The sequence below is a fragment of the Herbaspirillum sp. RV1423 genome (assembly GCF_000577615.1).
GTDB lineage: Bacteria > Pseudomonadota > Gammaproteobacteria > Burkholderiales > Burkholderiaceae_D > Herbaspirillum.
Genome location: NZ_CBXX010000014.1, coordinates 25,583 through 44,648, shown reverse-complemented (window position 1 = coordinate 44,648; position 19,066 = coordinate 25,583). Strand labels below are relative to the sequence as shown.

Genomic DNA, 19,066 nt, shown 5'->3' with positions numbered 1-19,066 from the left:
ATGACCACATTGACCGTACCACCGAATCGCATCGCCCAATACTGGGCCCTGACCAAGCCGCGGGTGACGCAACTGGCGGTGTTCTGCGCCGTCATCGGCATGTTTCTGGCCACGCCCGAATTGCCCGACTGGCGCAAGGTGGTGTTTGCGACGATTGGCATCTGGCTGCTGGCCGGCGCGGCGTTCGCCATCAATTGCCTGGTGGAACGCGAAATCGATTCGCGCATGGCGCGCACGGCGCGCCGCCCGATGGCGCGCGGCGAAATTACCGTTGTGCAAACCCTGATATTTTCCGGTGTGATCGGCGGCATGGGCATGTGGGTGCTGTACAACTTCGTCAATCCGCTGACCATGTGGCTGACCCTGGCGACTTTCGTCGGCTATGCCGTCATTTACACCATCATCCTCAAGCCTGCCACGCCGCAAAACATCGTCATCGGCGGCCTGTCGGGCGCGATGCCGCCGGCGCTGGGATGGGCCGCGATCGCCAATGACGTGCCGATGCAGGCCTGGATCCTGGTGCTGATCATTTTCATCTGGACGCCGCCGCACTTCTGGGCGCTGGCGATGTACCGCCGCGACGATTATGCCAAGTCCGGCTTGCCGATGCTGCCCATCACGCACGGCATGAAGTTTACGCAATTCCATATCCTGCTGTACACGATTGCACTGATCGCGACCACCATGCTGCCGTTCGCGGTCGGCATGAGCGGCCTGATTTATCTCGGCACGGCGATTGTGCTGGGAGGGATTTTTTTCCATTACTCCTGGCAGATTTATCGCCACTACACCGACCTGATTGCGCGCAAGGCCTTCGCTTTTTCGATCATCTACCTGTCGGTGTTGTTCGCTGCGCTGCTGGTCGACCATTACCTGCTGTTCAGGACTTTTTGATGAAACGTTTGCTGTCTTTCCTGCCGGCCGTCTTGCTGGCGCTCGGTGTGCTGATGCTGGCGGCCTGCCAGCAGGGCAACGCCGAAAAATTCGTCAACACTGATGTCACCGGCCTGGAATACGCCAGGGACTTCGCGCTCACCGACCACAACGGCAAGCCGCGCACGCTGGCCGATTTCAAGGGCAAGGCGGTGGTGATGTTTTTCGGCTACACGCAATGTCCGGATGTCTGCCCGACGACAATGGCCGAAATGGCGAATGTGATGAAGGAGCTCGGCCCGCAGGCCGACAAGGTGCAGGTCTTGTTCGTGACGATCGATCCGGCGCGCGACACGCCGCAGATTCTGTCGCAGTATGTGCCGGCCTTCGACAAGCGTTTCCTCGGCTTGTACGGCGATGAAGCGGCGACCGAGAAGGTCGCCAAGGAATTCAAGGTGTTCTTCCAGAAAGTACCGGGCAAGACGCCGGGCAGCTACACCATGGACCATACTGCGGGCAGCTACGTGTTTGACCCGCAAGGCCATATCCGTCTGTTCGTCAAACATGGCCAGGGCGCGGAGCCTATTGTGCACGACTTGAAGTTGTTGTTGTCCTGAAGCCTTTCAGGTTACGGACAAAAAGAAGGCGCTCGATTGAGCGCCTTTTTCATTGCTGTCGAACTGCGGGACTTGCTTAAGCGAACGCTTGCAGCGCGCCCTTCATCTTCTTCAATGCCACCGCCTCGATCTGGCGAATGCGTTCGGCGGATACGCCGAATTCGTCAGCCAGTTCGTGCAGCGTTGCGCCGCTGCCGTCGTCGTTGGCCAGCCAGCGCGCTTCCACGATGCGGCGCGAACGATCGTCCAGCTTGCTCAGTGCGGCTTCCAGGCCTTCCGACTGGAGACGGTCGTATTGCTTGGCTTCCATCACGCGGGTCGGTTCGCTGCTGTCCGACGACAGGTAGGCGATCGGCGCGAACTTGTCGTCTTCGTCGTCGGTCGGCGCTTCCAGTGCGATATCGCGGCCGGACAAGCGCGTTTCCATTTCGATGACTTCTTCGCGCTTCACATCCAGCGTCTTGGCCAACGCGTCGACTTGCGCCGGCGTCATGGCGTCCAGGCCTTCCTTGTGGCTGCGCAGGTTGAAGAACAACTTGCGCTGGGCCTTTGTGGTGGCTACTTTGACCAGACGCCAGTTTTTCAGGATGTATTCATGCATCTCGGCCTTGATCCAGTGCATTGCGTACGACACCAGACGCACGTTCTGGTCCGGATCGAAGCGTTTGACCGCCTTCATCAGGCCGATATTGCCTTCCTGGATCAGGTCGGCGTGCGGCAGGCCGTAACCCAGATAGCCGCGCGCGATCGACACCACCAGGCGCAAGTGGGACAGCACCAGTTTTTGGGCGGCGGCGAGGTCGTTCTTTTCGCGCAGACTGCGCGCGAGCGAGACTTCTTCAGCCTGCGTCAGCATCGGCAGACGATTAACGGCCGAAATATAGGCGTCAATGTTGCCCAGGCTGCCGGAGAAGCCGAGCGCAAGCGCATTGGTCTCGACGGGCATGAGTGCAGTGGCTGATTTCATTGATTCTCCTTGGTTCCTAAGTGAGGAAGCGATGCATAAATTAAGATAAGCAATGCTTTAAAGCTGGAGTATTTCTATCAACAATTCTAGCACTCCTTCCATGAGAGTGCTAATAACGAATCTAGAAGAAAGAAATAGTTATTATCTATGGCAACTTTCAAAGCAATTGACTTTCATCGCAGGAATTAGAGGAGATTTGGGGTGCAAAGTTGCTTGTTCCAACCATAAAGCTGTAACAAATTTTGCAGAGCAATATTGAAAAGCGGCAATTATCTTAAAAAAGAAATGATTGCCGCCGGAGGGAAATGACGAGATCAGGCCAGCCGCGCCAGATGTCGCTTGACGGACAGCATGGCGCCCAGCAAACCCAGCAGGGCGCTGACGCCGAGCAGGATGCCGATCGCCTCGATGCTCGGCAGTGCCAGGCGGAACTCGGAAGCGTACAAACGGGCAAAATCCGTGATCGCCAGATTGAGCGGTTGCAAGGCCAGCGCCACCAAGCCCAAGGCGAGTGCGCCAGCACACAGACCGAGCAGGGCGCCGGTGTAATAGAAGGGGCGATGGATGAAGGCGTTGGTCGCGCCGAGCAGGCGGGACACCTCGATTTCTTCATATTGCGTCATGACCTGCAGGCGGATCGTATTGAACACCACGGCCACCACCACCGCGCCGAGCGTGATGCCGAGGAACAGCAGCACCAGCCGCAAAATCCGCAACAGGGCCGCCAGCCGCTTGACCCAGGCCGAATCGATCTGCACGGTGTCGACGCCCGGCATGGCCTTGAGTTTTTGAGCGATGTCGTCAATTCGGGCGGCGTCCATGGCGTCCTGGAAACCCGACATTTTCAGCACATAGCTGTCCGGCAACGGATTGGCGCCCAGCGTCGCCAGCACGTCGTTCAAGCCGGTCTTGCTCTTGAGCGTGTCGAACGCCTTTTCGCGCGGCGTGAATTCGATCCTGGCGGCGCTGCCGCTGTCTTGCAAAATAGCGCGGATATTGCCGGCCAGCGCGGTGGCCTTATCGCGCGGGAAGTCCATTTTCAGGAAAATGCTGATTTCCGGCTCGACCGCGAGCTGTTCCGATACCGGTCGCACGTTTTCCAGCACGGTCAGGCCGGCGAACGGCAGCGCCAGCGCGATCGACACCACCAGTACGTTGAGGATGAAATTGCCCGGCGAGCGCAGCAGGTGAGTGAAGGCATCGGCCAGTGCGAAGAAGTGTTGGCGCAGCCAGTTCATTGCGAAATCTCCACCGGATTGCTGACGCCGTTATGCCAGCCGTCGACAATGCGGCCGCGATCCAGATAGACGATGCGGTCAGCGCCGGTCAGGTATTGTTCGTCGTGGGTCGAAATCAGGCAGGTCACGCCGACACCGTGGAAAGACTTGAGCGCGGCCAGCACCTTGTTGGCGTTGTCGCGGTCGAGGTTGGCGGTCGGTTCGTCGGCCAGGATGATTTGCGGCCGGTTGACGATGGCGCGGGCGATCGCCACGCGCTGCTGCTCGCCGCCCGACAGCTCCTGCGGCCTGGAGACAGCCTTGTCGAGCAGGTCGACCTTGTCCAGTGCAGCGCGGGCGCGCTTTTCGGCATCCGAACGCGCCGCGCCGGTAACGATCAGCGGCAACATGACGTTGGCCAGGATGTTGCGGTCCTGCAGCAGGCGTTGCTGCTGGAAAATCAGGCCGAGGTTGCGGCGCAGGTAAGGCATGCCGGAAGGCTTGATGGTATTAATGCTCTGGCCGTTGACGCTAAGCGTGCCCGCGCTGGGGCGTTCCATGGCGGCGATCATTTTCAGCAAAGTCGACTTGCCGGCGCCGGACGGGCCGGCCAGGAACAGCAGCTCGCCCTTCCGGACCGAGAGCGTGACGTCGCGCAAGGCGAAGACATCGCGCGAATATTGTTTGGAGACCTTGGCGAATTCAATCATCGTCGGTTATTGATTTGTGCTTCAGCTTAACAAGGCGTCAACGAACTCTTCGGCATCGAAGGCTTGCAGATCGTCGATCTTTTCGCCCACGCCGATGAAATACAGCGGCACCGGCCGGGTCTTGGCGATCGCGGCCAGGATGCCGCCCTTGGCGGTGCCGTCGAGCTTGGTCACGACCAGTCCGGTCAGGCCCAGCGCATCGTCGAAAGCCTTGACCTGCGCCAGCGCATTCTGGCCGGTATTGCCGTCGATGACCAGCAGTACTTCGTGCGGCGCGGTATCCATGGCCTTGGCAATGACGCGCTTGATCTTCTTCAGTTCGTCCATCAGGTGCAACTGCGTCGGCAGGCGGCCGGCGGTGTCGACCATCACGACATTGGTGCCGCGCGCCTGGGCCGAATGCACGGCGTCGAAGGCCACCGCAGCCGGGTCGCCGGATTCCTGGGCGATCACGGTGATGTTGTTGCGCTCGCCCCAGATCGTCAGTTGCTCGCGCGCGGCGGCACGGAAGGTATCGCCCGCAGCCAGAAGCACCGATTGCTCATGCGCCTGCAAATGCTTGGCCAGCTTGCCGATGGTGGTGGTCTTGCCGGCGCCGTTGACGCCGGCGATCATCATTACCAGCGGTTGATGGCGGCCCAGCACCAGCGGTTTCTGCAGCGGGCGCAGCAGGTCGATGAGCAGTTCGCGCAAGGCATTGCGGACCTGGTCGGCCTCGGTCAGCTTTTCGTCTTTGACCTTCTTTTTCAGGGCATCAAGCAGGAATTGGGTGGCTTCGACGCCGGCATCCGAGACCAGCAAGGCCGATTCCAGCTCTTCATAGAGTTCGTCGCCGATCTTGGCGCCGATGAACAGCGTGGTCAGGTTGCTGGAGGTCTTGGACAGGCCGCTTTTCAGGCGCGCGAGCCAGGAGCGTTTGGCTTCGGGCGATGACGGGGCGGGTTCGACGATTTCTTCAGCGGTGGAGGTTGCCGCTGCCGGTAGCGCCTGCGGGACTGCTTCCTTGGCAACGGCGGGTTCGGGTTGTGGCTTTTTCTTGAAGAAACTAAACATCGGATGCTGGGCTGATTCGTCGAATGTGGCTGCGGTGTCTGATGGGTGCGTTTCCCCGAGGGAAATCGCAATGAACAAGGTACAATTGGCCGGCCTTGTGCCCGGATGCTGCCGTCCGGGCGGTCCTTGGCCAGCCCCCGCATTCTATCAGAGCACAGCGAATGAAATTGAAGATCAGAGCAATCCTGTCGACTGGCTTGTTGTTTGTCTGTCTATCCGGGCAAAGTCCGGTTGTTGTGGCCGAGTCGGTGCCTTCCGCCGCCTCTGAATTCATACTGAAAAACGGCATGAAAGTCATTGTCAAGGAGGACCATCGCGCCCCGACAGCGGTGCAAATGGTCTGGTACAAGGTGGGTTCCATTGACGAAAGCAACGGCACTACCGGTGTCGCCCATGCGCTCGAACACATGATGTTCAAGGGGACAAAAAAACACAAGACCGGCGAGTTCAGCCGCCTGGTCGCCGAGTTGGGCGGCCGCGAAAACGCCTTCACCAACCGCGACTACACCGCCTATTTCCAGCAGGTCGAGCACACCCGGCTGGAAGCCGTGATGGCATTGGAGGCTGACCGGATGCGCAATTTGCAATTCGACAAGGATGAATTCGCCAAGGAAATCCGCGTCGTCATGGAAGAGCGTCGCTGGCGCACCGACGACCAACCCCAGGGGCTGATGAGCGAGGCCCTGAATGCCGCCGCGTTCGTCGCCCATCCTTACCATCATCCAGTAGTTGGCTGGATGGACGATCTGCAGTACATGACCGTCCAGGACATCGAAGCCTGGTACCGCCGCTGGTATGCGCCCAACAACGCCACGCTGGTGGTCAGCGGCGATGTCAGCGCCGGCAAGGTGGCGGCGCTGGCCGAAAAGTATTTCGGCTCCATTCCCGCGAAGACCGTCGTGCGCGGCAAGCCGCAGAACGAGCCTGAGCAGAACGGTTTGCGCCGCGTGACCGTCAAGGCGCCGGCGGAAAATCCCTACGTCATCCTCGCCTTCAAGGTGCCGACGCTGCGCGATGTCGAAAAGGACGAGGAGCCGTATGCTCTCGATGTCTTGTCGGCGGTACTCGACGGCTATGACAACGCGCGCCTGAACGACAAGCTGGTGCGCACCGACAAGGTCGCCAACAGCGTCGGCGCGAGCTACGACGACATCACGCGCGGCCCGCCCCTGTTCACGTTGGAAGGCAGTCCGGCCGCCGGCACTACCACAGCGCAACTGGAAGCCCTGCTGCGCGCCGAAGTTGCGCGCATTGCGAAAGACGGCGTGTCGGAGCAGGAATTGCAGCGCGTGAAGACCCAACTGATCGCTTCCCAGATCTACAAACGCGACTCCGTCTTCGGCCAGGCCATGGAAATCGGCGTGATGGAAATGGCTGGCCTGTCGTACAAGAATATCGACCGCATCGTCGACAAGCTCAAATCGGTGACGCCGCAACAAGTGCAGGCTGCCGCGCAAAAATACTTCACCGACGACAGGCTGACAGTGGCGACACTCGAACCGTTGCCGTTGTCCGGCAAGAAAATGGGACCGCCGCCGGGACCGTTGCGTTGAGCCGCCGATTTTTGAACAGGCGTCCTGACCCGATGTTGCATTTTCAGACGCATTTTTACGGAGGAAGAACATGCCAGTGATCGTCGTTGCGAATCCCAAAGGCGGCGTAGGTAAAAGTACTCTCGCGACCAACCTGGCCGGCTATTTCGCCAGCCGCGGACATGGCGTGCTGCTCGGCGACATCGACCGCCAGCAGTCGGCGCGCGCCTGGCTCAACCTCCGGCCGCCGGCAGCGGCGCAGATCGCTACCTGGGACGTCAGCGAAGATTACATCGCCAAACCGCCCAAAGGCACCACGCACGTCGTGCTGGACACGCCGGCGGGTTTGCACGGCTGGCGGCTCAACGACGTGCTGAAGATGGCTGACAAGGTGGTGGTGCCATTGCAGCCGTCGATCTTCGATATCCTGGCGACGCAGGATTTCCTGCGCCGGCTGGCCGAAGAAAAAGCCGTGCGCCAAGGCGAAATCGACGTCGGCATCGTCGGCATGCGCGTCGATGCGCGCACGCGTTCGGCCGAGCAACTGCATCGTTTCATTGAAGGCCTCAATCTGCCGGTGCTGAGCTATCTGCGCGACACGCAGAACTATGTGCAACTGGCGGCCCACGGCCTGACCTTGTGGGACATCGCGCCTTCGCGTGTGCAACGCGATATCGAGCAATGGCAGCCGATCATCGATTGGGTCGGCGGCAAGGCCAGGTCGGCCGACGCGCCGCCGCAGACTGGCGTCTGACAGGCGGTTCTATTTCGCAGTTTATTGGTGTCGTATCAAGATGAAAAAATATTTGCTGGCGTGTGCAGTCCTGTTGGGCGGTTTCGCGGCGCAGGCCCAGGCGGCCTTGCAGATTCAATCGTGGTCGCTGGCCAACGGCGCGCGCGTGCTGTTCGTCGAGAACCACGCGATCCCGATGCTCGATCTCAGCATCGAATTCGATGCCGGTTCGCGTCGCGATCCAACTGGCAAGTCAGGGCTGGCATCGCTGACGCAGGCGATGCTTACGCGCGGTGTTGCCGCCAGCGGCGATGCGCCGGCGCTGACCGAGGCGCAGATTCTCGACGGCCTGGCCGATGTCGCCGCACAGCGCGGCGGTGGGGCCGGCATGGACCGCGCAGGCGTGACATTGCGCATGCTGTCGAGCGCGGTCGAGCGTGACGCCGCGGTGGGTCTGCTGGCGCGTACGCTGGCGCAGCCGAGTTTCCCGGCCGACCTGTTCTCGCGCGACAAGGCGCGCACCATCGCCGAGGTGAAAGAGTCGCAGACCAAGCCCGAAGACATTGCCGCCAGAGCCTTCTGGGCTGCTGTATATGGCCAGCATCCTTATGCACGCCGGGAGACCGAAGACAGTATTGCCGCGATCACGCGCGACGATCTGGTGGCGTTCCATCGCGACCACTATGTCGCCAATCGCGCCGTCATCGCCATGATCGGCGACGTCACGCGCGCGCAGGCCGACGGGATCGCGCAGCGTCTGACGCAGCAATTGCCGCAAGGCGCGGCGTTGCCGGCTTTGCCTGAAGTCGCCGTCGGCACCCAGCAGGAAAAGCGCATCGCCCATCCGGCCTCGCAGTCGCATATCCTGATCGGCATGCCGGCGCTGGTGCGCGGCGATCCGGATTTCTTTGCGCTGACGGTCGGCAATTACATCCTCGGCGGCGGCGGGTTCGTCTCGCGGCTGACCAACGAAGTGCGTGAAAAGCGCGCGTTGTCGTACAGCATCTACAGTTATTTCTCGCCGCTGGCGCAGCAGGGACCGTTCCAGATCGGCCTGCAAACCAAGCAGGACCAGACCGACGAAGCGCTCGGCGTGGTGCGCCGGACGCTGGCGGCCTACCTGCGCGACGGCCCGAGCGCCGCTGAGTTGAAGGCGGCCAAGGACAACCTGATCGGCGGCTTCGCGCTGCGCATCGACAACAATCGCAAGATTCTCGACAACCTTGCCGTGATCGGCTATTACCGCTTGCCGCTCGACTATCTCGACACCTGGACCACCAATATCGGTAAAGTCACCATCGCGCAAATCCGCGAGGCCTTCCAGCGTAAAATCGCTCTTGATCAACTGACCACGGTGGTAGTGGGCGAGGCGAACTAAAACATGAGCAGGACAGCAAGAAGACATGGCGCTACCGACGCCAACAACCGCGGTTCGCGCCAGGTCCGCATCATCGGCGGACAATGGAAGCGTACGCCGCTGCCGGTGCTGGACGCCGAAGGCTTGCGGCCGACGCCGGATCGCGTGCGCGAAACGGTGTTCAACTGGATTACCCACCTGATCGACGGCGACTGGGAAAGCATCCGTTGCCTCGACCTGTTCGCCGGTTCCGGCGCGCTCGGCTTTGAAGCCGCCAGCCGCGGGGCGCAGCGCGTGGTCATGGTCGAGAACCACGGACCGGCAGTGCGCCAGCTCGACGCCAACAAGGAAAAGTTGAACGCCGCGCAAGTCGATATACGGCGCGGCGATGCGCTGGCGTTGCTGCAGGGATTTTCCGGGATCCACAATATGTCGGCGCAGTCAGGTGAAGGATTCAACCTCATCTTTGCCGATCCGCCGTATCATCAGGACTGGCTTGAGAAGATCATGCCGGTGTGCGAACACGTGCTGGCCGGCGACGGCCTGGTGTATGCCGAATCGGAACAGTCGCTGGAAGGCGACGCTGCGCCCGGCTGGATGGCGCCCTGGGAGGTTGTCAGGGCGGATAAGGCGGGCATGGTGTTTTATCATTTATTGCGGCGCAAAAACATCAGTTAATTCAGGCATAATGCGCGTTCTGATTGCTTAGCTGGTGAGGAGAGACCCTGATGGTGACAGCCGTTTATCCGGGAACATTCGATCCGTTGACACGTGGCCATGAAGATCTGGTAAGACGCGCATCGGGATTGTTTGACAAGTTGGTCGTAGGCGTAGCGGACAGCAAAAACAAGAAGCCGTTTTTCTCCCTTGAGGAGCGCCTGTCGATAGCAAATGAAGTATTGGGACATTATCCGAATGTCCAGGTGGAAAGTTTTTCCGGCCTGCTCAAGGATTTCGTCCGGCAAAACGGCGCCCGCGTGATCGTGCGCGGCCTGCGTGCGGTGTCGGACTTCGAGTATGAATTCCAGATGGCGGGCATGAATCGCTATCTGTTGCCCGACGTGGAAACCTTGTTTCTGACGCCGTCGGACCAATATCAATTCATATCAGGCACCATCGTGCGCGAAATCGCCCTGCTGGGTGGCGATGTGTCGAAGTTTGTTTTTCCTTCGGTCGAAAAGTGGCTGAAGGAAAAGATGGCCAAGATGGATTTGTAATGTCTGCATTGCTTGCCGGAATGAATGCGGCAGGCGATGCGGGCGGCATGTAAAGGAAGCGGAGTTGGTATGGCACTGATGATCACCGATGATTGCATCAATTGCGACGTCTGCGAGCCCGAGTGCCCGAACGAGGCGATTTACATGGGGCCGCAGATCTATGAAATCGATCCCAACAAGTGCACCGAATGCGTCGGCCATTTCAATGAGCCGCAATGCCAGCAAGTCTGTCCGGTCGCCTGCATTCCCTTCAATCCCGCCTGGCGCGAGACCAATGAGCAATTGATGGCCAAATACGAGTCGTTGCAGGCGATCGCCAAGTCCTGACGTATTCCCTTTCCACGCCGATGTCGGGGCGGCTGACGGCGTCATAAGAAAATCCTGCTTGCTTATAGGTAGTCGGTATTTCTGCTGCGCCGTCCGGGCGCGGTATCATCGTCGCTCGCCATTTTTCTTTCGCAGTTTCACGAGCGTGCCGATGGGCTTGCGTTTCATCGGCCGCCTTGCCGGAAAACAGCCATGTCCAATCATCATCGCCTGCGCCATTTCATCACCTCCTTCGCCGCCTTGCTCGAATGCGAACCCGGCGAGGCCGGCATCATCCGCGATGGTTCGTCGCTATTGGGCGAACTCGTCGCGGTCGACGACTGGCTGCCGGAAGCCTACGCCCAGCCTGACCCCGAACGTTATCGCCAATACCTGCTGCACGTCGATTCGGCGCAGCGTTTTTCCGTTGTCAGTTTCGTTTGGGGGCCTGGCCAGCAGACGCCGGTGCATGACCATACCGTATGGGGTCTGATCGGCATGCTGCGCGGCGCCGAATACACGCAGCCTTACCGCCGGCAAGAAGGTTCGCTCGCGCCGCACGGAGAACCGATACAATTGTTGCCCGGCATGGTCGAGGCAGTGTCGCCCAATCTTGATGGCTACGACGACATCCATCGCGTGCGCAATGCCTACGACGACAAGGTCTCGATCAGCGTGCATGTCTACGGCGCCAACATCGGCGCGGTGCACCGTTCGGTCTACCAGCCCGACGGCACGCGCAAGGCATTCATTTCGGGTTATTCGAACACCACATTGCCCAATATTTGGGACTTGTCCCTGGAGACGAAGACAGCATGAGCAACGACATGAACAGCGACGCGAACGTTTCCACCCGCACCTTCCGGCAAGTCCGCGAAGACCTCCTGGCGCGCCGCGAAATCGCGCTGCTCGACGTGCGCGAAGAAGCGCCGCATGCCGAAGCGCATCCGCTGTTCGCCGCCAACCTGCCGTTCTCGCATCTGGAACTGCTGGCCTATGCGCGCATCCCGCGCCGCGATACCGCCATAGTCGTGCTTGACGATGGCGAAGGTCTGGCGCAAAAGGCCGCCGCGCGTTTTGTCGCGCTGGGGTATGGCGACGTCAGCATTCTCGACGGCGGCGTGAAGGGGTGGAAGGCTGCTGGGGGCGAACTGTTCCAGGACGTCAATGTGCCCAGCAAATCTTTCGGTGAACTGGTGGAGAGCAAGCGCCACACGCCATCCCTGTCGGCGCCCGAAGTCAAAGCCTTGCTCGATGCAAAGGAAGACGTCGTGGTGCTCGACGTGCGCCGCTTCGACGAATACCAGAACATGAACATCCCGACCTCGATCAGCGTGCCCGGCGCCGAACTGGTCTTGCGCGTGCGCGCGCTGGCGCCCGATCCGAAGACGCGCGTGATCGTCAATTGCGCCGGGCGCACGCGCAGCATCATCGGCACACAGTCGCTGGTCAATGCCGGCATTCCGAATCAGGTCCACGCGCTGCGCAACGGCACCATCGGGTGGACGCTGGCCGGGCAGAAGCTGGAGCACGGCAACAGCCGCCAGTTTCCCGTCGACGTTGCGGCTGACACCCGTGCGCAGGCTGCAAGCGATGCGCGCGCCGTGGCCGACCGCGCAGGCGTCAAGCGCATTGATTTGGACGGTTTGCAGGCCTTGTGCGCAGAAGCCGGACGCACTACTTACCGGTTCGACGTGCGCATGCCGCAGGAATATGAAGCCGGCCACCTGCCCGGCTTCCTGAGCGCGCCCGGCGGCCAGTTGGTGCAGGAGACCGAATCCAACGCCACCGTGCGCGGTGCGCGCATCGTGCTGGCCGACGACGATGGCGTGCGCGCCAACATGACCGCTTCCTGGCTGGCGCAAATGGCGTGGGAAGTCTATGTGCTTGAGGGCGTGGCGACGCAGCAGCTCAGCGAGCGAGGTCCCGCCCAGCGCCAGTTGCCGCCGGCGCCGCAGTCAGAACGGATCACGCCGCAAACACTGGCCGGTTGGCTGCGGCAATCCGACGTCCGCACCGTGGTGCTGGATTTCGCGACCAGCGCGAACTACGCCAGGCAACACATTCCCGGCTCCTGGTTCGTGCTGCGTTCGCAACTTGAAGAGGCATTGTCCACATTGCCGCCGGCCGACCGCTATGTGGTCACGTGCGGCAGCAGCTTGCTGGCCGCGTATGCGATCGGCGACCTCGCCGCGCTGACCGACAAGCCGCTGTTCCTGCTCGAGGGCGGCGATGCCGGCTGGAAGGCGGCCGGCCTGCCGCTGGAGACCGGTGCAACCGCGCTGGCCTCACCATGCATCGACCGCTATCGACGTCCGTATGAAGGCACCGATAATCCCGCGTCGGCCATGCAGGCTTATCTCGACTGGGAGTTCGGCCTGGTCGAGCAGCTCGGCCGCGACGGCACGCACGGGTTTTACGTCATATAGCGTATTGCGGCGAAGCAAAAACGAGAAAGGCGCCCCCCGATTACAATGGCGGTCGCTTCTTCTTTCGAAACGGTCTTCATGCAACACATACCGCTGCGCGCAGCCGGCGCATTGCTTGTCAACGCGACGATCTGGGGTTTGTCCTGGGTCGCCTTCAAATCCTTGCAGCAGCAAGGCATTCACCCTTTGTGGGCGACCGCGCTCATCTTTTCCTTTTGCACGATCTGGATGCTGCTGCTAAAGCGCAAGTCGTTGCGTGAAATGTGCCGGCATCCTGAACTGATCTATGTCGCGATCGCATCGGGCATGACCAATACCGCTTTCAACGGCGCCGTCGCGTTCGGCGATGTGGTGCGCGTGGTCTTGCTGTTTTACCTGATGCCGATCTGGACCGTGATACTGGCGCGCCTTGTGCTGCATGAACCGATTACCCGTCCGGCGTTGTTGCGCATTGCCCTGGGGCTGAGCGGCGCCATGATCGTGCTGTATCAGCCATCGATCGGCGTACCCTTGCCGCATGACATGGCCGATTGGGTGGCGTTGTTCGGCGGTTTCAGTTTCGCGGTCAACAATGTCATGTTGCGCCGTTTGCATGACGTGGCCGATGGTGCGCGCGCGATTGCCATGCTGAGCGGCGGCGCCGTACTTTCGACGGGCCTGGGGGTGGCGTTCGCCGCAGTCGGTTTGATCGCCTGGCCCGGCGTGATCGGCACGCCGTCGGTGCCGACGCTGGCATTGTGGTCGGTGTTGTTCATGGCGTCCAACTTGTGCCTGCAATACGGTGTGGCGCGTTTGCCGGCGAACATCGCAGCGGTGATCATGCTGGCGGAAATCATCATCGCGGCCGTATCGGCATGGCTGTTCGGCGCAGCCGAGTTGCGTGTGCAGGATATTGTCGGCGGCGCGTTGATCATCGCCACGCCGTGGCTGATCCGGGATCGGCGGCCGGCCATGCCGGCGCACTAAGACTACTCGGCCAGCACGACCCGGTTGCGGCCGCTTTCCTTGGCGCGATAAAGCGCTTCGTCGGCGGTGGCGACCAGTTTCTGGCGCGCGGTATCGGCCGGGGCGTTGCGGTCCGGCGGCGCTAGCGAGGCGGCGCCGATGGAGACGGTGATTTGCAGCGATTCTTCGGCGCCGGCCAGCGGGATGGCTTGCTGCGCGACGCTGGCGCGGATGCGCTCGGCGATGCGGGCGGCATCGTGCAGCGTCGCTTGCGTCAGCAGGACGATGAATTCTTCGCCGCCGAAACGACCCAGCGAATCGCTCAGGCGCAATTCTTTCTTGATGCGTCTTGCCACTTCGCACAACACGTCGTCGCCGTTCTGGTGGCCGAATTTGTCGTTGACGCGTTTGAAATGATCGATGTCGATGAACAGGCACGACAGCGACGACCGTTCGCGCTGGGCGCGGCCGATTTCTTCCTGCATGCGTTGTTCGATGTAGCGGCGGTTGTTGACGCCGGTGAGCGGGTCGGTCAGGCCGATATGCTTCAGGCGCTCGTTGTTGATGACGTTTTCCAGGCAGATCGCCACCACCGACGCCAGGCGCTCGATGAAGTCGGTCGCCAGGTTGCCGGTGAAACGTCCTTCATGGGCGCTGCCCAGCGCCAGGTAACCGATCAGCTTCTGATGGCGCGTCAGCGGCAATATCGCGACGCTGGCGGGCTGGTAGGCGGGAAACAGGAGCTGGTGCGGGCCGGGCTGATACGGTCCGAGCGTGGGCTTCTCTTGCGGCAACGCCAGAGCGGCGGCGCCTTCGGCCAGGAACTGCAGGTTCGGATATTCATCGAGGCCGATTTGCAGGTCGTGCAGGATGCGGCGCACGTCGAAGTCGTAGTCGATCAGGGTAAGGGTGACGATTTCGAGGCTGAAGGTGTTCGGCATCAGCAACGACACCGTCTCGATCAGGTCGCGGAATTCGCTGGAACCGATCAGCCGCAGGTCGAACGCCTGATGGCGCTGCATGATCTGCTGGTTGATGCGCGCCTGTTCCAGCAAATCCTGCAACTCGGCATGCAACTGCTGATTTTCTTCGATCAGTGCTTTGGTGTCGACAGCGCTCTTCATCATGTTCCGGTCTTGAAGCCGTTCTTCCCTGACTCAACGCACGGACTTCCGGCCGGCGTTCCTCATGCCCTGGCACAGTTTGCCTGGGCGTACAAGCTTACCATTACCGTGTGGCCGCTGTGTTACAGGGCACTGAAAAAACGTTCACCCATTTCTTCCAGGCCGAGCGACCGGAGCACTTCTTGCAGGCGTTCGGCGGGCCGCTTGCGCGGCAGGTCTTTGTAGCGGGCGACGATCAGTTCATTTTTCATCGAATGTTCCCAGCCGACAAGTTCGGTGACGCTGACCTGATAGCCGTGCGCTTCCAGTTGCAGGCAGCGCAGCACGTTGGTCACTTGGCTGCCGAATTCGCGCGTGTGCAGCGGATGGCGCCAGAGTTCGGTCAGCGAGGTGCGGCCGAGCGATTTTCCCTTGTTGCGGTTCAGCGCCGAAGCAACTTCCGCCTGGCAGCATGGCACCAGCACGATGAACCTGGCATGCTTCTTCAGCGCGAAATGGATGGCATCGTCGGTCGCGGTGTCGCAGGCGTGCAGCGCGGTGACCACATCGATCTGCGCGGGCAGGGCATCCGACCCGATGGAGTCGGCAACCGACAGGTTGAGGAAGGACATGCCCGGAAAACCCAGGCGGTCGGCCAGCTCGGTCGATTTTTGCACCAGCTCTTCGCGTGTCTCAATGCCGTAGATGCGTGAGTTTCCTTCGAGCGACTTGAAGAACAGGTCGTACAGGATGAAGCCAAGGTAGGACTTGCCGGCGCCGTGGTCAACCAGGCTGACGTCGGGATGCTGCGAGTGGATTTCTTCCAGCAGCGGTTCGATGAACTGGTACAGGTGATAGACCTGTTTCAACTTGCGGCGGCTGTCCTGGTTGAGCTTGCCGTCGCGCGTCAGGATATGCAACTCCTTGAGCAGTTCTATCGACTGGCCGGGACGGATTTCCGGAATGGCCGCGGGGGCGCCGCCTGCGGCCGCGCCGGCCGCAGGTTGGTTGCGTTTCTTGCTGCTCATGGGAATGGCGATGGCTTAGACGTTGAACAGGAAGTTCATCACGTCGCCGTCCTTGACCACGTATTCCTTGCCCTCGGCGCGCATCTTGCCGGCTTCTTTGGCGCCGGTTTCGCCCTTGTAGGTGATGAAGTCTTCGTAAGCAATCGTCTGCGCGCGGATGAAGCCGCGTTCGAAGTCGGTATGGATCACGCCCGCCGCTTGCGGGCCCGTGGCGCCGACCGGGATGGTCCAGGCGCGCACTTCCTTGACGCCGGCGGTGAAGTAGGTCTGCAGGCCGAGCAGCTTGTAAGCGGCGCGGATCAGGCGATCCAGGCCCGGTTCTTCCATGCCCATATCGGTCAGGAAGACTTCCTTGTCGGCATCGTCGAGGTCGGCGATTTCCGATTCGATCGCGGCGCAGATCGCAACGATCGGCGCATTCTGTTCCTTGGCGTAAGCGGTCAACTGGTCCAGCAGCGGATTATTGGTGAAACCGGTGTCGGATACGTTGGCGACATACATGGCCGGCTTGGCGGTGATCAGGCACAGCGGCTTGATCAGCAGCATTTCTTCGGCGTCGAGGCCGAGTGCGCGCACCGGCTGGGCCTGGTCCAGCGCCGGCATGATGCGTTCCAGCAGGGCCACCAGCCTGGCGGCGTCCTTGTCGCCGGAGCGTGCTTTTTTCTGTTCGCGGTGGATCGCCTTCTCGACGGTGCCCATGTCGGCCAGCGCCAGTTCGGTCTGGATCACGGCGATGTCGTCCAGCGGGCTGACCTTGCCGGCCACGTGGATCACGTTCGGATCTTCGAAGCAGCGCACCACGTTGACGATGGCGTCGGTTTCGCGGATGTGCGAAAGGAACTGGTTGCCCAGGCCTTCTCCCTTAGAGGCGCCTGCAACCAGGCCGGCGATGTCGACGAATTCCACGACGGCCGGCAGGACGCGTTCCGGCTTGACGATTTCAGCCAGCGCCAGCAGGCGCGGGTCAGGCACTTCCACCACGCCGACGTTCGGTTCGATGGTGCAGAAGGGATAATTCTCGGCGGCGATACCCGCTTTGGTCAGGGCATTGAACAGGGTCGATTTACCGACGTTGGGCAGGCCGACGATGCCGCATTGGAGGCTCATGACAAAAATTCTTTCTTAATCAAAAGCGGTATTGTATCAAGTCGGGCCGCCCGGAGCCCGTTTGGCGGCCGGCCTCGGCGTGTACGCAAACATAGAAACTTCTCTCAACTCGCCGAGATTGGTGCGTTGAAGTGTTTCCAGTTTGTTTCAATACGTCAAATACGCGGTTTGGCGTTGGATTGTATTTACACTGCCTATTGCTACCACGGAAGCAATTGCTGTTTTTGCTCTACAATGTCGCCTTTGGAGAATTCTTGGTATCCGTCTTGCCTAACATTGTAGAAATCCACGACTTGCACTTCGGCTATGGGGATCGCCCGATCCTGTCGGGTCTCCGCATGGACTTCCCGCGTGGAAAAGTGATTGCGGTCATGGGCGGTTCCGGTTCCGGAAAAACGACGATCCTGCGCCTGATCGGCGGACAGTTGCGCCCGCAATCGGGGACGCTGACGGTGAATGGCGAGAATGTGCCGTTGCTCGATACCGCCGACCTGTACCGGCTGCGCCGTAAAATGGGCATGTTGTTCCAGAACGGCGCGCTGTTCACCGATATGACGGTGTTTGACAATGTCGCCTTTCCATTACACGAACACACCAACTTGTCGGAAGAACTGATTCGCGATCTGGTCCTGCTGAAACTCAATGCCGTCGGCTTGCGCAATGCCGCGCGGCTGAAACCGGCCGAGATTTCGGGCGGCATGGCACGCCGCGTGGCGCTGGCGCGCGCGATTGCTCTGGATCCCGCGCTGATCATGTATGACGAGCCGTTTGCCGGTCTCGATCCGATTTCCATGGGCGTGACCGCCAACCTGATTCGCAAGCTCAACGACGCGCTCGGCTCGACCTCGATCCTGGTGTCGCACGACGTCAACGAATCGTTCGCCATTGCCGACCACATCTACTTCCTGTCAGAGGGCAAGATCGTTGCGCAGGGCACGCCGGAAGAGATGCGCGCCTCGCAGGACGCCTACGTCAGGCAGTTCGTGCACGCCGAGGCCGACGGCCCGGTACCCTTCCATTATCCCGGCCGCTCGCTGGCGGAGGATATCGGCCTGGGAGGTCGTCAATGATCCTCGATTTCCTCGGCGGGATCGGCCGTAGCGTGCGCGAATTCGTGCTTGGCGTCGGTTTCGCCGCACGCATGTTCTGGACCGTGATCCGTTCGTCCGGTGGCCTGTGGCGCCGGCCGAGGCTGATCACCGACCAGATCCATTTTATCGGCAACTATTCACTGATCATCATCGCCGTGTCCGGTCTGTTCGTCGGCTTCGTGCTTGGCTTGCAGGGGTATTACACGCTGAACAAATACGGATCCGAGCAGGCGCTGGGCTTGCTGGTGGCGTTGTCGCTCACGCGCGAACTGGGGCCGGTCGTGACTGCGCTGTTGTTTGCCGGTCGCGCCGGCACCTCGCTGACCGCGGAAATCGGCCTGATGAAGGCCGGCGAGCAATTGTCGGCGATGGAAATGATGGCCGTCAATCCCTTGGAGCGCGTGCTTGCACCGCGGTTCTGGGCCGGTGTTGTGGCGATGCCCGTATTGGCCGCGATTTTTAGTGCCGTCGGTGTGATGGGTGGTTATATTGTGGGAGTGCTGCTGATCGGTGTCGACGAAGGCGCATTCTGGTCGCAGATGCAAGGAGGCGTCGACATTTGGAGCGACATTGCCAACGGCGTGCTGAAAAGCATCGTTTTCGGTATTGCGGTAACCTTCGTTGCCCTGTTTCAAGGTTACGAGGCCAAACCGACGCCGGAAGGCGTCGCACGTGCGACCACGCGCACGGTTGTGATTGCTTCGCTGTTGGTGCTGGGGCTGGACTTCGTGCTCACTGCTCTGATGTTTAGCTGAGCAAGTCGGCAACGCATTGATCGCAG

At 60.8% G+C, this 19,066-nt stretch carries 20 protein-coding genes; 13 read left to right on the top strand and 7 right to left on the bottom strand.

The window, feature by feature from the left end:
• Both cyoE and RV1423_RS14670 read left to right on the top strand, forming a co-directional pair.
• On the top strand, positions 1 to 894 hold the full coding sequence (gene cyoE, locus RV1423_RS14675; protein ID WP_034297915.1) for a heme o synthase: 894 nt from the start codon (positions 1 to 3) through the stop codon (positions 892 to 894).
• On the top strand, positions 894 to 1,490 hold the full coding sequence (locus RV1423_RS14670; RefSeq protein WP_034297912.1) for an SCO family protein: 597 nt from the start codon (positions 894 to 896) through the stop codon (positions 1,488 to 1,490). The genes cyoE and RV1423_RS14670 overlap by 1 nt, the downstream gene beginning before the upstream one ends.
• Positions 1,491 to 1,566: 76 nt before the next feature.
• Here the strand turns inward: RV1423_RS14670 and rpoH are convergent, their stop codons facing one another.
• The 4 genes from rpoH to ftsY all read right to left on the bottom strand — a co-directional run bounded on the left by rpoH (position 1,567) and on the right by ftsY (position 5,437).
• Entirely contained in the window at positions 1,567 to 2,457 is an 891-nt protein-coding gene (gene rpoH, locus RV1423_RS14665) for an RNA polymerase sigma factor RpoH (protein ID WP_034297910.1), read from the bottom strand.
• 314 nt (positions 2,458 to 2,771) lie between these two features.
• Positions 2,772 to 3,695 carry a permease-like cell division protein FtsX gene (ftsX, locus tag RV1423_RS14660; protein WP_034297907.1) on the bottom strand — a complete coding sequence of 308 codons (924 nt, stop codon included), beginning with the start codon at positions 3,693 to 3,695 and terminating at the stop codon, positions 2,772 to 2,774.
• Entirely contained in the window at positions 3,692 to 4,384 is a 693-nt protein-coding gene (locus tag RV1423_RS14655) for a cell division ATP-binding protein FtsE (protein WP_034297905.1), read from the bottom strand. The genes ftsX and RV1423_RS14655 overlap by 4 nt, the downstream gene beginning before the upstream one ends.
• Before the next feature lie 21 nt (positions 4,385 to 4,405).
• A complete protein-coding gene (gene ftsY / locus RV1423_RS14650) occupies positions 4,406 to 5,437 on the bottom strand; it encodes a signal recognition particle-docking protein FtsY (protein WP_034297903.1) in 1,032 nt (343 codons plus the stop codon).
• Positions 5,438 to 5,598: 161 nt separating this feature from the next.
• Here ftsY and RV1423_RS14645 point away from each other — a divergent pair, with 161 nt between their 5' ends.
• From RV1423_RS14645 to RV1423_RS14605, 9 genes are all read left to right on the top strand, one after another.
• Entirely contained in the window at positions 5,599 to 6,990 is a 1,392-nt protein-coding gene (locus RV1423_RS14645; protein WP_034297900.1) for a pitrilysin family protein, read from the top strand.
• A gap of 70 nt (positions 6,991 to 7,060) precedes the next feature.
• Positions 7,061 to 7,723 carry a ParA family protein gene (locus RV1423_RS14640; RefSeq protein WP_034297897.1) on the top strand — a complete coding sequence of 221 codons (663 nt, stop codon included), beginning with the start codon at positions 7,061 to 7,063 and terminating at the stop codon, positions 7,721 to 7,723.
• A 40-nt stretch (positions 7,724 to 7,763) separates the two neighbouring features.
• A complete protein-coding gene (locus tag RV1423_RS14635) occupies positions 7,764 to 9,080 on the top strand; it encodes a pitrilysin family protein (RefSeq protein WP_034297895.1) in 1,317 nt (438 codons plus the stop codon).
• 3 nt (positions 9,081 to 9,083) lie between these two features.
• Complete coding sequence (gene rsmD / locus RV1423_RS14630) at positions 9,084 to 9,737, top strand: 16S rRNA (guanine(966)-N(2))-methyltransferase RsmD (RefSeq protein WP_034297893.1); 654 nt, start codon at positions 9,084 to 9,086, stop codon at positions 9,735 to 9,737.
• A gap of 50 nt (positions 9,738 to 9,787) precedes the next feature.
• On the top strand, positions 9,788 to 10,276 hold the full coding sequence (coaD, locus tag RV1423_RS14625) for a pantetheine-phosphate adenylyltransferase (RefSeq protein ID WP_034297891.1): 489 nt from the start codon (positions 9,788 to 9,790) through the stop codon (positions 10,274 to 10,276).
• A gap of 69 nt (positions 10,277 to 10,345) precedes the next feature.
• Complete coding sequence (locus RV1423_RS14620) at positions 10,346 to 10,603, top strand: YfhL family 4Fe-4S dicluster ferredoxin (RefSeq protein ID WP_034297888.1); 258 nt, start codon at positions 10,346 to 10,348, stop codon at positions 10,601 to 10,603.
• A 192-nt stretch (positions 10,604 to 10,795) separates the two neighbouring features.
• Positions 10,796 to 11,401: a cysteine dioxygenase gene (locus tag RV1423_RS14615; protein ID WP_034297887.1), complete on the top strand. Its 606-nt coding sequence runs from the start codon at positions 10,796 to 10,798 to the stop codon at positions 11,399 to 11,401.
• Positions 11,398 to 13,011 carry a rhodanese homology domain-containing protein gene (locus RV1423_RS14610; protein WP_081768835.1) on the top strand — a complete coding sequence of 538 codons (1,614 nt, stop codon included), beginning with the start codon at positions 11,398 to 11,400 and terminating at the stop codon, positions 13,009 to 13,011. Before RV1423_RS14615 ends, RV1423_RS14610 begins: the two co-directional genes overlap by 4 nt.
• A 78-nt stretch (positions 13,012 to 13,089) precedes the next feature.
• On the top strand, positions 13,090 to 13,977 hold the full coding sequence (locus tag RV1423_RS14605) for a DMT family transporter (protein WP_034298089.1): 888 nt from the start codon (positions 13,090 to 13,092) through the stop codon (positions 13,975 to 13,977).
• Between the two features lie 2 nt (positions 13,978 to 13,979).
• On the opposite strand, the gene RV1423_RS14600 is transcribed toward RV1423_RS14605, so the two are convergent.
• The 3 genes from RV1423_RS14600 to ychF all read right to left on the bottom strand — a co-directional run bounded on the left by RV1423_RS14600 (position 13,980) and on the right by ychF (position 17,194).
• Positions 13,980 to 15,080, bottom strand: coding sequence for a sensor domain-containing diguanylate cyclase (locus tag RV1423_RS14600; RefSeq protein WP_034297885.1), 1,101 nt, complete (start codon positions 15,078 to 15,080; stop codon positions 13,980 to 13,982).
• 122 nt (positions 15,081 to 15,202) lie between these two features.
• A complete protein-coding gene (locus RV1423_RS14595; protein ID WP_155835110.1) occupies positions 15,203 to 16,087 on the bottom strand; it encodes an SAM-dependent methyltransferase in 885 nt (294 codons plus the stop codon).
• A 15-nt stretch (positions 16,088 to 16,102) separates the two neighbouring features.
• The gene (gene ychF, locus RV1423_RS14590; protein ID WP_034297879.1) at positions 16,103 to 17,194 is read right to left on the bottom strand and encodes a redox-regulated ATPase YchF; all 1,092 of its coding nucleotides are present in this window, start codon (positions 17,192 to 17,194) and stop codon (positions 16,103 to 16,105) included.
• A gap of 266 nt (positions 17,195 to 17,460) precedes the next feature.
• Between ychF and RV1423_RS14585 the strand changes: the two genes are divergently transcribed.
• Entirely contained in the window at positions 17,461 to 18,264 is an 804-nt protein-coding gene (locus RV1423_RS14585) for an ABC transporter ATP-binding protein (protein WP_034298087.1), read from the top strand.
• The gene (gene mlaE, locus RV1423_RS14580; RefSeq protein WP_034297876.1) at positions 18,261 to 19,040 is read left to right on the top strand and encodes a lipid asymmetry maintenance ABC transporter permease subunit MlaE; all 780 of its coding nucleotides are present in this window, start codon (positions 18,261 to 18,263) and stop codon (positions 19,038 to 19,040) included. Before RV1423_RS14585 ends, mlaE begins: the two co-directional genes overlap by 4 nt.
• Positions 19,041 to 19,066: the final 26 nt, after the last annotated feature.

Coding starts and splice junctions, on each gene's coding strand:
- cyoE (WP_034297915.1), top strand. CDS start 1: ATGACCACATTGACCGTACCACCGAATCGCATCGCCCAATACTGGGCC.
- RV1423_RS14670 (WP_034297912.1), top strand. CDS start 894: ATGAAACGTTTGCTGTCTTTCCTGCCGGCCGTCTTGCTGGCGCTCGGT.
- rpoH (WP_034297910.1), bottom strand. CDS start 2,457: ATGAAATCAGCCACTGCACTCATGCCCGTCGAGACCAATGCGCTTGCG.
- ftsX (WP_034297907.1), bottom strand. CDS start 3,695: ATGAACTGGCTGCGCCAACACTTCTTCGCACTGGCCGATGCCTTCACT.
- RV1423_RS14655 (WP_034297905.1), bottom strand. CDS start 4,384: ATGATTGAATTCGCCAAGGTCTCCAAACAATATTCGCGCGATGTCTTC.
- ftsY (WP_034297903.1), bottom strand. CDS start 5,437: ATGTTTAGTTTCTTCAAGAAAAAGCCACAACCCGAACCCGCCGTTGCC.
- RV1423_RS14645 (WP_034297900.1), top strand. CDS start 5,599: ATGAAATTGAAGATCAGAGCAATCCTGTCGACTGGCTTGTTGTTTGTC.
- RV1423_RS14640 (WP_034297897.1), top strand. CDS start 7,061: ATGCCAGTGATCGTCGTTGCGAATCCCAAAGGCGGCGTAGGTAAAAGT.
- RV1423_RS14635 (WP_034297895.1), top strand. CDS start 7,764: ATGAAAAAATATTTGCTGGCGTGTGCAGTCCTGTTGGGCGGTTTCGCG.
- rsmD (WP_034297893.1), top strand. CDS start 9,084: ATGAGCAGGACAGCAAGAAGACATGGCGCTACCGACGCCAACAACCGC.
- coaD (WP_034297891.1), top strand. CDS start 9,788: ATGGTGACAGCCGTTTATCCGGGAACATTCGATCCGTTGACACGTGGC.
- RV1423_RS14620 (WP_034297888.1), top strand. CDS start 10,346: ATGGCACTGATGATCACCGATGATTGCATCAATTGCGACGTCTGCGAG.
- RV1423_RS14615 (WP_034297887.1), top strand. CDS start 10,796: ATGTCCAATCATCATCGCCTGCGCCATTTCATCACCTCCTTCGCCGCC.
- RV1423_RS14610 (WP_081768835.1), top strand. CDS start 11,398: ATGAGCAACGACATGAACAGCGACGCGAACGTTTCCACCCGCACCTTC.
- RV1423_RS14605 (WP_034298089.1), top strand. CDS start 13,090: ATGCAACACATACCGCTGCGCGCAGCCGGCGCATTGCTTGTCAACGCG.
- RV1423_RS14600 (WP_034297885.1), bottom strand. CDS start 15,080: ATGAAGAGCGCTGTCGACACCAAAGCACTGATCGAAGAAAATCAGCAG.
- RV1423_RS14595 (WP_155835110.1), bottom strand. CDS start 16,087: ATGAGCAGCAAGAAACGCAACCAACCTGCGGCCGGCGCGGCCGCAGGC.
- ychF (WP_034297879.1), bottom strand. CDS start 17,194: ATGAGCCTCCAATGCGGCATCGTCGGCCTGCCCAACGTCGGTAAATCG.
- mlaE (WP_034297876.1), top strand. CDS start 18,261: ATGATCCTCGATTTCCTCGGCGGGATCGGCCGTAGCGTGCGCGAATTC.